General features: G+C 60.3%; 6 protein-coding genes and 2 rRNA genes. 1 reads left to right on the top strand and 7 read right to left on the bottom strand.

Annotated elements, in window-relative coordinates:
- Positions 1-118: 118 nt before the first annotated feature.
- The 3 genes from BST40_RS19685 to murA all read right to left on the bottom strand — a co-directional run bounded on the left by BST40_RS19685 (position 119) and on the right by murA (position 6,570).
- A 23S ribosomal RNA gene (locus BST40_RS19685) occupies positions 119-3,222 on the bottom strand.
- A gap of 276 nt (positions 3,223-3,498) precedes the next feature.
- Positions 3,499-5,027, bottom strand: a 16S ribosomal RNA gene (locus BST40_RS19680).
- The 16S and 23S rRNA genes sit together here, the layout of an rRNA operon.
- A gap of 286 nt (positions 5,028-5,313) precedes the next feature.
- The gene (gene murA, locus BST40_RS19675) at positions 5,314-6,570 is read right to left on the bottom strand and encodes a UDP-N-acetylglucosamine 1-carboxyvinyltransferase (RefSeq protein WP_075547315.1); all 1,257 of its coding nucleotides are present in this window, start codon (positions 6,568-6,570) and stop codon (positions 5,314-5,316) included.
- Positions 6,571-6,641: 71 nt separating this feature from the next.
- Here murA and BST40_RS19670 point away from each other — a divergent pair, with 71 nt between their 5' ends.
- Entirely contained in the window at positions 6,642-7,244 is a 603-nt protein-coding gene (locus tag BST40_RS19670; RefSeq protein ID WP_075547316.1) for a cob(I)yrinic acid a,c-diamide adenosyltransferase, read from the top strand.
- A gap of 91 nt (positions 7,245-7,335) precedes the next feature.
- On the opposite strand, the gene BST40_RS19665 is transcribed toward BST40_RS19670, so the two are convergent.
- Genes BST40_RS19665 through BST40_RS19650 form a run of 4 tightly spaced genes read right to left on the bottom strand, consistent with a single transcriptional unit; the run spans position 7,336 to position 10,584 of the window.
- On the bottom strand, positions 7,336-7,779 hold the full coding sequence (locus tag BST40_RS19665) for a DUF2550 domain-containing protein (RefSeq protein WP_075547317.1): 444 nt from the start codon (positions 7,777-7,779) through the stop codon (positions 7,336-7,338).
- Between the two features lie 7 nt (positions 7,780-7,786).
- Positions 7,787-8,152 (bottom strand): F0F1 ATP synthase subunit epsilon, encoded by a 366-nt coding sequence (locus BST40_RS19660; protein ID WP_075547318.1) that lies wholly within the window; start codon positions 8,150-8,152, stop codon positions 7,787-7,789.
- Between the two features lie 33 nt (positions 8,153-8,185).
- Positions 8,186-9,637 carry a F0F1 ATP synthase subunit beta gene (gene atpD, locus BST40_RS19655; protein ID WP_075547319.1) on the bottom strand — a complete coding sequence of 484 codons (1,452 nt, stop codon included), beginning with the start codon at positions 9,635-9,637 and terminating at the stop codon, positions 8,186-8,188.
- A 29-nt stretch (positions 9,638-9,666) separates the two neighbouring features.
- Positions 9,667-10,584, bottom strand: coding sequence for a F0F1 ATP synthase subunit gamma (locus BST40_RS19650; protein WP_075547320.1), 918 nt, complete (start codon positions 10,582-10,584; stop codon positions 9,667-9,669).
- Positions 10,585-10,587 lie beyond the last annotated feature (3 nt).

The following is a 10,587-nucleotide window of genomic DNA, read 5'->3' as shown; positions in this document are numbered from 1 at the left end:
TGGGACCGGGCGTTTCCCTATCGCTGTGGCCGCCGTAACTCTATGTAAATTGTGTTGGTGGGGGGTGTGGACCCACGGCTGACACCGTGAGCGTGGAAAGTGGTTGCGAATCTTGTGTGTTGGTAAGTTTTCGGCCGGTTAGTGCCAGTTCCCTTCACCCATTGCTGAGCTTCCAGGTCTGACCTATCGAACCCGTGTTCTGCGGGGGGCCTTATCCCACCAAGTGGGTGAGAAGCCTGATCTTGGAGAAGGTTTCCCGCTTAGATGCTTTCAGCGGTTATCCTGTCCGAACGTAGCTATCCAGCGGTGCCCCTGGTGGGACAACTGGTGCACTAGAGGTTCGTCCGTCCCGGTCCTCTCGTACTAGGGACAGGTTTCCTCAAGCTTCTGACGCGCGCGGCGGATAGAGACCGAACTGTCTCACGACGTTCTAAACCCAGCTCGCGTGCCGCTTTAATGGGCGAACAGCCCAACCCTTGGGACCTGCTCCAGCCCCAGGATGCGACGAGCCGACATCGAGGTGCCAAACCATCCCGTCGATATGGACTCTTGGGGAAGATCAGCCTGTTATCCCCGGGGTACCTTTTATCCGTTGAGCGACACCCCTTCCACTCAGAGGTGCCGGATCACTAGTCCCGACTTTCGTCCCTGCTTGACTTGTAGGTCTCGCAGTCAAGCTCCCTTGTGCACTTACACTCGTCACCTGATTGCCGTCCAGGTTGAGGGAACCTTTGGGCGCCTCCGTTACATTTTAGGAGGCAACCGCCCCAGTTAAACTACCCGCCAGGCACTGTCCGTGAACCCGATTCAGGGTTCGACGTTAGGTGTCCAATACGATCAGAGTGGTATTTCAACAACGACTCCGCCCCAACTGGCGTTGAGGTTTCACAGTCTCCCACCTATCCTACACAAACCGTACCGAACACCAATACCAAGTTGTAGTGAAGGTCCCGGGGTCTTTTCGTCCTGCCGCGCGTAACGAGCATCTTTACTCGTAGTGCAATTTCGCCGAGTCTATGGTTGAGACAGTTGAGAAGTCGTTACGCCATTCGTGCAGGTCGGAACTTACCCGACAAGGAATTTCGCTACCTTAGGATGGTTATAGTTACCACCGCCGTTTACTGGGGCTTAAATTCTCCGCTTCACCTTGCGGTTAACGGGTCCTCTTAACCTTCCAGCACCGGGCAGGCGTCAGTCCGTATACATCGTCTTGCGACTTCGCACGGACCTGTGTTTTTAGTAAACAGTCGCTTCTCACTGGTTTCTGCGACCGAATCCCGCTCCCACCGCAAGGGTGTTCACGGTATTTCGGTCCCCCTTCTCCCGAAGTTACGGGGGCATTTTGCCGAGTTCCTTAACCATAGTTATCTCGTACGCCTTGGTATTCTCTACCTGACCACCTGTGTCGGTTTGGGGTACGGGCCGTGTATGTGCTCGCTAGAGGCTTTTCTTGGCAGCAGAGGATCACCGAATTCGCCTCAATCGGCTATGCGTCACCTCTCAGGATTATGAGCGACGGATTTGCCTATCGCTCTCCCTACTGGCTTGCCCCAGTATTACCACTGACTGGTACGGCTGCCTTCCTGCGTCACCCCATCGCTTGACTACTACCAGCGAAGGCTCCACGCAGCCCCAGACCTCCACGCCCCCGAAGGGGAGTGATCGATCCGGTTTTGGGTGGTTAGTACCGCTGATTCATCACGGGCGCCCACACACGGGTACGGGAATATCAACCCGTTGTCCATCGACTACGCCTGTCGGCCTCGCCTTAGGTCCCGACTCACCCTGGGCGGACTGGCCTGGCCCAGGAACCCTTGGTCTTTCGGCGGGCAAGGTTCTCACTTGCCTTATCGCTACTCATGCCTGCATTCTCACTCCCCCATCCTCCACCACCGGTCACCCGGCGGCTTCGCTGAATGAGGGACGCTCCCCTACCCAACCTCGCGGTTGTCGCGGCTTCGGCGGTGTGCTTGAGCCCCGCTACATTATCGGCGCACAATCACTTGACCAGTGAGCTATTACGCACTCTTTCAAGGGTGGCTGCTTCTAAGCCAACCTCCTGGTTGTCTCTGCGACTGCACATCCTTTCCCACTTAGCACACGCTTTGGGGCCTTAGCCGGCGATCTGGGCTGTTTCCCTTTCGACGTACGGAGCTTATCCCCCGCCGTCTCACTGCCACGCTATACACCACGGCATTCGGAGTTTGGCTGACGTCAGTAACCTAGTGGGGCCCATCGGCCATCCAGTAGCTCTACCTCCGTGGTGAAACACGCAACGCTGCACCTAAATGCATTTCGGGGAGAACCAGCTATCACGGAGTTTGATTGGCCTTTCACCCCTACCCACAGCTCATCCCCTCAGTCTTCAACCTAAGTGGGTTCGGGCCTCCACGCGGTCTTACCCGCGCTTCACCCTGGCCATGGGTAGATCACTCCGCTTCGGGTCCAGAACACGCCACTACACACGCTCACGCGTGATACGCCCTATTCAGACTCGCTTTCGCTGCGGCTACCCCGCTCGGGTTAACCTCGCGACATGTCCCTGACTCGCAGGCTCATTCTTCAAAAGGCACGCCATCACCCCACAAAGGGGCTCTGACGGATTGTAGGCACACGGTTTCAGGTACTCTTTCACTCCCCTCCCGGGGTACTTTTCACCATTCCCTCACGGTACTAATCCGCTATCGGTCATCGAGGAGTATTTAGGCTTACCGGGTGGTCCCGGCAGATTCACAGCAGATTCCACGGGCCCGCTGCTACTCGGGAATTGATACAAGGCAGGTGCCGGGTTTTCACGTACCGGGCTCTCACCGTCTACGGCAGAGCATCCCAGGCCACTTCCGTTAACCACGACACTTTCTGACTGCCCCTCAGCTGGGTAGAGCTGAGACATATCGATCCCACAACCCCGCACACACAACCCCTACCCGGTTACCCATGCGTGCGGTTTAGCCATGTTCCGCGTTCGCTCGCCACTACTTACGGAATCACTTTTGTTTTCTTCTCCTACGGGTACTGAGATGTTTCACTTCCCCGCGTTCCCTCCCACACCCTATATATTCAGATGCGGGTAACACGACATCACTCGTGCTGGGTTTCCCCATTCGGAAATCCTCGGATCCACGCTCGGTTGACAGCTCCCCGAGGCTTATCGCAGCCTCCCACGTCCTTCATCGGCTCTCGATGCCAAGGCATCCACCATGCGCCCTTAGACACTTACAAACACAAAACCAAAGAATAAAATTGCACAAAAGAACACGCCACCCGTAGGGGCAACGCATCCATTTGATGCTCGCAACCACTATCCAATTCTCAAACACCACACCCCACCACCAAGATGGTGGGACAACAGCTCTGGCCAAGCCCGAGTGTTGCCTCAGGACCCAATAGTGTGTCTGGCTCGTTCGTTGTCGCGCACCCGGCCCTCGTCCACTACAGACGAGAACCCCTCACGGCTTGCACCCCACCAGTTGGAGTGCTTCTCGTGGTGCTCCTTAGAAAGGAGGTGATCCAGCCGCACCTTCCGGTACGGCTACCTTGTTACGACTTCGTCCCAATCGCCGATCCCACCTTCGACAGCTCCCTCCCGAGGGTTAGGCCACTGGCTTCGGGTGTTACCGACTTTCATGACGTGACGGGCGGTGTGTACAAGGCCCGGGAACGTATTCACCGCAGCGTTGCTGATCTGCGATTACTAGCGACTCCGACTTCACGGGGTCGAGTTGCAGACCCCGATCCGAACTGAGACCGGCTTTAAAAGGATTCGCTTAACCTCGCGGCATCGCAGCCCTTTGTACCGGCCATTGTAGCATGTGTGAAGCCCTGGACATAAGGGGCATGATGACTTGACGTCATCCCCACCTTCCTCCGAGTTGACCCCGGCAGTCTCTCACGAGTCCCCGGCATTACCCGCTGGCAACATGAGACAAGGGTTGCGCTCGTTGCGGGACTTAACCCAACATCTCACGACACGAGCTGACGACAGCCATGCACCACCTGCACACAGGCCACAAGGGAACGCCTATCTCTAGACGCGTCCTGTGCATGTCAAACCCAGGTAAGGTTCTTCGCGTTGCATCGAATTAATCCACATGCTCCGCCGCTTGTGCGGGCCCCCGTCAATTCCTTTGAGTTTTAGCCTTGCGGCCGTACTCCCCAGGCGGGGTACTTAATGCGTTAGCTACGGCACGGATCCCAAGGAAGGAAACCCACACCTAGTACCCACCGTTTACGGCGTGGACTACCAGGGTATCTAATCCTGTTCGCTCCCCACGCTTTCGCTCCTCAGCGTCAGTTACTGCCCAGAGACCCGCCTTCGCCACCGGTGTTCCTCCTGATATCTGCGCATTCCACCGCTACACCAGGAATTCCAGTCTCCCCTGCAGTACTCTAGTCTGCCCGTATCGCCCGCACGCTCACAGTTAAGCCGTGAGATTTCACGAACAACGCGACAAACCACCTACGAGCTCTTTACGCCCAGTAATTCCGGACAACGCTCGCACCCTACGTATTACCGCGGCTGCTGGCACGTAGTTGGCCGGTGCTTCTTCTCCACCTACCGTCAATCCGAGACAACCCGGACCTTCGTCGATGGTGAAAGAGGTTTACAACCCGAAGGCCGTCATCCCCCACGCGGCGTCGCTGCATCAGGCTTGCGCCCATTGTGCAATATTCCCCACTGCTGCCTCCCGTAGGAGTCTGGGCCGTATCTCAGTCCCAGTGTGGCCGGACACCCTCTCAGGCCGGCTACCCGTCGTCGCCTTGGTAGGCCGTCACCCCACCAACAAGCTGATAGGCCGCGGGCCCATCCCACACCGCAAAAGCTTTCCACCACAAGGCATGCGCCAAGTGGTCCTATCCGGTATTAGACCCAGTTTCCCAGGCTTATCCCGGTGTGCAGGGCAGATTGCCCACGTGTTACTCACCCGTTCGCCACTCGAGTACCCCGAAGGGCCTTTCCGTTCGACTTGCATGTGTTAAGCACGCCGCCAGCGTTCGTCCTGAGCCAGGATCAAACTCTCCAAACAAAAACCCCTCGATCAACGAGGCGAATTTACAATCAGAGATACCTGACAAGACGCCAATAACTGGCATCTGAATATACGACTACGCCCCACACGGGGAGTGAACGGCGTAGTCGAAAAAAACAACAACAAACAATTACACCAAACACACTATTGAGTTCTCAAACAACACGCTCGCTTGTTTTCGCCCGCTTCGGGGCAACCCTGCCAGCTTAATACTATTCTGGCGACTTGGTCAAGCCCCGGTTCCGGCCAACTTTGAGAAGATGACCGGGTCCGCCGGGCGCATCTAAGAGCATACCCTCTCGACCTCGGCGCCGAGACTGACCAGGTTCTCGACGAACAACGGATAGCCGCGGTCGATGTGGAACACATCGTGAACCTCGGTGTCGCCATCTGCGACCAGCCCGGCCAGGACCAGGCCAGCCCCCGCCCGGATGTCTGAGCACCAGACGGGCGCACTGGATAGTTGTGGCAGGCCGCGCACGACTGCGTGGTGACCGTCGGTGCGCGCGTCAGCCCCCAGCCGGATCATCTCTTCGACGAACCGGAACCTCGCCTCGAACACGTTCTCGGTAATCATCGAGGTACCGTCGGCGATCGATGCCAACGCGATCGCCATCGGCTGCAGGTCGGTCGGAAAACCGGGGAACGGCAAGGTCGCAACGTTGACGGCCTTGGGGCGCTCGTACTGCACGATGCGGAAGCTGTCATCGGTCTGGGTGACGGTGGCGCCCGCGTCGTGCAATTTGTGCAGTACTAGTTGGAGGTGTGACGGGTCGACGCCCGTCACGGTGATGTCGCCACGTGTCATGGCCGCGGCGATACCCCAGGTGGCAGCGACGATGCGGTCCCCGATCACCCGATGCTCGGTGGGGTACAGCCGGGGGACGCCGGTGATGGTCATCGTCGGCGAACCGGCACCTTCCACCTGCGCGCCCATCTGATTCAGCATCGTGCACAGATCGACCACGTCGGGTTCACGAGCCGCGTTGTGAATGGTGGTCACACCTTCGGCCAATACGGCGGCCATCAAGATATTCTCGGTAGCTCCCACCGAGGGAAACTCCAGCTGAATCTCCGCACCGCGCAAGGTTTCTGCCTGGGCCACCACGCACCCGTGCTCGATATTGCAGCGCGCACCCAGTTGCCGAAGACCTGCCTGATGCATATCTAGCGGCCTCGAACCGATCGCATCGCCGCCGGGGAGAGCGACCTTGGCCCGTTTGCATCGCCCGACCAAGGGTCCCAGCACGCAGACCGAGGCCCGAAACTGGCGCACCGCGGCGAAGTCGGCGTCGTACTTCGGTTCGTCTGGTGAGGTGATACGCGCGACGTCGCCGTCGAGCTCGACGGTGGCACCCAGCCCTCGCAGTACTTCCGCCATCAGCGGTACATCGAGGATGTCCGGGCAGTTGGTGATTGTGCTGGTGCCTTCGGCCAGCAGCGTCGCGGCCATAAGCTTGAGAACGCTGTTTTTCGCGCCTCCGACGGCGACTTCGCCTGACAACCGGTTACCACCAGTCACCATGAATCGCTCCGCCACCCGGGTCAGTCTAGTGAAGCGCTATCGGCTTGTCAGTCGGCCAACTAAGTGAGCCCGGTACCGTTTCTCCTATGGCTGTGCACCTGACCCGCATCTATACCCGAACCGGCGACGACGGTACCACCGGGTTGAGCGATTTCTCACGGGTCCCGAAAACCGACGCTCGCCTGGTGGCGTACGCCGATTGCGACGAGGCCAACTCCGCGCTCGGTGTCGCCGTGGCACTGGGAAACCCGGATCGCCAGCTGACCGACGTGCTGCGGCAGATCCAAAACGATCTGTTCGACGTCGGCGCGGATCTGTCCACCCCCTTGAGAGAGCCGGCGGAAGACTCCGCGCACCACCCACTGCGAATCACCCAGACCTATATCGACCGGCTCGAAGAGTGGTGCGACACATACAACGAGGCCCTGCCAGCACTGAATTCCTTTGTGCTTCCTGGCGGTTCGCCGCTGTCGGCCCTGCTGCACGTCGCCCGGACGGTGGTGCGGCGAGCCGAGCGGTCGGCATGGGCCGCCGTTAGCGCCCATCAGGAAGGAGTCAGCGTCTTACCGGCGAAGTATCTGAACCGGCTTTCTGATCTGCTCTTCATTCTGTCCCGGGTGGCCAACCCGGGAGGTGACCTGATGTGGCGGCCGGGCGGTGGCTTCGGAGAAGACAAGCCCGAGAAGTAAGGCAGCACAGCTATTCCAGTGGCCCGCCCTCGCGGCCGTCGTGGATACCGGCAGATCTCTTCGGGCGCTTGAACTTTCGAGGATGACGAGGCTAGATACTGCGACGTCGTGCGCGCGGCGAAGGGCGCGACTCCAGCCACGACAGGAACGCGGTCAACGCCCCCTTGTCCAACGCGATCTCGTACCCCGACCTGCGATCCTGGGTCGTGTCACGCAATTCCAGAACGACGATCTCGTCGGTCATGATGTCGAACTCGTCGCCGCGTGGCGCCCGCCGGGCCACGATCTCGACACCTCGCCTACTGAGCCGGCGATCCGGCCACAAGCGCAGGCTGGACAGCCGGTAGAAGGCGGCTTCGGCACCACGGTAGCGGATCACGCCGTGATGCCAACCGTGACCTCCGACCGCGGGGATATCTCGCATGATTCCCGCGGTACCGCCACGGCGTAGCTTCCACAGCCGATAGCTCAGGGCCAGCACGGCAACGCCCAACAGGACAACGAGCACGACCATGCCGACCATGGGCACGCTCATCGACGTGTCAGTCGATCGCGCCGATAGCGCGCAATCTCGCACGCCCCTTGGCGGCGATCCGGGGATCCTCGGACTCGGCGTCCTGTTTGGCTGCGCTCTCGTCGATCTCCGACTCGAATGCCGCGGATTCGGCGAGAATGGTGACTCCGTCTTCGGTTACCGACATGAACCCGCCGTCAACGGCGACGCGCAGATCCTTGTCGTCCTCTCGCTCCAGACGAACCATTGCGTCGTCGACCAGCTGGGCCACCAGCGGAATGTGATTCGGCAAGATGCCGATCTCACCGACGGTGGTGCGGGTGAAAAGGAATGTTGCCTTGCCGGACCAGATCTTGCGGTCGACGGCAACGAATTCAACGTTCAATTCCGCCATGGCACACCACCTTTCGGCTCGGTCGGATGCTCGTTACAGCTTTGCACCGAGGCTTTCCGCCTTCTTCGCCAAGTCGTCGAGGCCACCGATCAGGAAGAAGGCCTGCTCGGGAACGTGGTCGAATTCGCCCTTGGTCAACCGGTCGAACGCTTCGATGGTTTCCTTCACCGGGACCGTCGAACCCGGTTGACCGGTGAATTGCTCGGCCGCCATCATGTTCTGCGAGAGGAAGCGTTCGATCCGCCGCGCCCGTCCCACCAGCTGCTTGTCCTCTTCGGACAGCTCGTCGATACCCAGGATGGCGATGATGTCCTGAAGGTCCTTGTAGCGCTGCAGGATTCGAATGACCTCCTGAGCAACCCGGTAGTGCTCGTCACCGACGACGCCGGGGTCCAGGATGGTGGAGCTCGACGCCAGCGGGTCGACCGCCGGGAAGATGCCTTTGGAGAACACCGCACGCGACAGCTCGGTGGTGGCGTCCAGGTGGGCGAACGTCGTCGCCGGCGCCGGGTCGGTGTAGTCGTCGGCCGGCACGTAGACAGCCTGCATCGACGTAATGGAACGCCCCCGCGTGGACGTGATGCGCTCCTGCAGTTCACCCATCTCGTCGGCCAGCGTCGGTTGGTATCCCACCGCTGACGGCATCCGGCCCAGCAGCGTGGAGACCTCCGAACCGGCCTGGGTGAACCGGAAGATGTTGTCGATGAACAACAGCACGTCCTGGCCGGCCTCGTCGCGGAACCACTCCGCCATGGTCAACGCGGACAGCGCGACCCGCATACGGGTGCCGGGCGGCTCATCCATCTGGCCGAAAACCAGAGCGGTGTCCTTCAGCACGTTGGCTTCCTGAAGCTCGACCCACAGGTCGTTGCCCTCGCGGGTACGCTCCCCGACACCGGCGAAGACCGACGTACCACCGAAGTTGCGGGCGATGCGGTTGATCATCTCCTGAATCAGCACCGTCTTGCCGACACCGGCGCCGCCGAACAGGGCGATCTTGCCACCACGCACGTACGGGGTCAGCAGGTCGACAACCTTCAGACCGGTCTCGAGCATTTCGGTCCGGGGCTCGAGGTCCTCAAATGCCGGCGGCTTGCGGTGAATTGACCAGTGCTCGAAGTCTTCTCCGTAGCCGGGCTCGTCCAGACAGTTTCCCAGCGCGTTGAAGACGTGGCCCTTTACCGCCTCACCAACCGGCACCGAGATCGGCTTGCCGGTATCGGTCACCTCGACGCCGCGGACCAGCCCGTCGGTGGGCTGCAGCGAGATGGTACGCACCAAATTGTCGCCGAGGTGCTGGGCCACCTCCAACGTCAGCGTCTTGGCGAGTGACTCGAAGTCGATCTCGGCATGGAGAGCGTTGAACAGCTCCGGGATCGAGCCGCGCGGAAACTCGACGTCGACGACGGGGCCGGTGACCCGCACCACGCGGCCGCTGGTCTCTGAACGCTCCGGCTTGTCAGTCTTTTCGGCTGTTGCAGTCATTTCTTTCTTCGCTTCCTCGTGGGGGCTACCTAGCGGGCGTCAGCGAGCGCGTTTGCGCCACCGACGATTTCGCTGATCTCCTGGGTGATTTGGGCCTGCCGCTCGCGGTTCGCCATCAGCGTCAGGGCCTTGATCAGGTCATCGGCGTTGTCGGTGGCCGACTTCATCGCTCGTTGCCGCGATGCCAACTCCGATGCCGCGGATTCCAACAGCGCGGCATACACCCGAGTGGTGAGGTATCGCGGCAGCAGCGACTCGAACAGTGTCGTCGCGTCCGGTTCGAACGAGTAAAGGGTGCGCGGGGTGGGCTCTTCCTCGACGTATTCGACCACCATCGGGGCCATCCGGCGGGCCTCGGTCGACTGCGACAACATCGACTTGAACTCGGTGAAGACGATATGCAGTTCATCGACGCCTTGATCGTTGTCGGTCTGCTGGTCTTCGCCATTGCCAGTGCCCATCATGAACGCCTCGACCAAGGTCGACGCGATCTCCGCGGCATTTTCGTACTTGGGTTGCTCGGAGAATCCCGTCCACGACTCGGTGATATCCCAGTGCCGAAACGTGTAGTAGGCCAACGCTTTACGGCCGACAACGTAGAGAACCGGCTGCTTGCCTTCCTCCCTCAGCAGGGAGAACAGCTCCTCGGAACGACGGAAGACGTTGGCGTTGTACGCGCCACACAGACCTCGGTCGGAGGACACCACCAACACGCCGGCTCGCTTCGGCTCGGGGCGCTCGACGAGTAGCGGATGGTCGAGCGCGGCGTCCGCGGCCAAGGTGGTGAGCATCTGCGTGATCTGCTCGGCGTAGGGCCGGGCGGACCCGAGCCGGGCCTGTGCCCTGGCAATCCGCGACGTTGCGATCAGCTCCTGGGCCTTGGTGATCTTCTTGATCGAGCCGGCCGAGCGGATCCGCCCCCGAAGTTCACGAAGTGTGGCAGCCATTGG

Origin of the sequence: Mycobacterium persicum, assembly GCF_002086675.1 — a bacterium.
GTDB lineage: Bacteria > Actinomycetota > Actinomycetes > Mycobacteriales > Mycobacteriaceae > Mycobacterium > Mycobacterium persicum.
The sequence above is the reverse complement of the archived record's forward strand: the minus strand, read 5'-3'. Positions and strand labels throughout refer to the sequence as shown.

Coding starts and splice junctions, on each gene's coding strand:
- BST40_RS19670 (WP_075547316.1), top strand. CDS start 6,642: ATGGCTGTGCACCTGACCCGCATCTATACCCGAACCGGCGACGACGGT.
- BST40_RS19665 (WP_075547317.1), bottom strand. CDS start 7,779: ATGAGCGTGCCCATGGTCGGCATGGTCGTGCTCGTTGTCCTGTTGGGC.
- BST40_RS19660 (WP_075547318.1), bottom strand. CDS start 8,152: ATGGCGGAATTGAACGTTGAATTCGTTGCCGTCGACCGCAAGATCTGG.
- atpD (WP_075547319.1), bottom strand. CDS start 9,637: ATGACTGCAACAGCCGAAAAGACTGACAAGCCGGAGCGTTCAGAGACC.
- BST40_RS19650 (WP_075547320.1), bottom strand. CDS start 10,584: ATGGCTGCCACACTTCGTGAACTTCGGGGGCGGATCCGCTCGGCCGGC.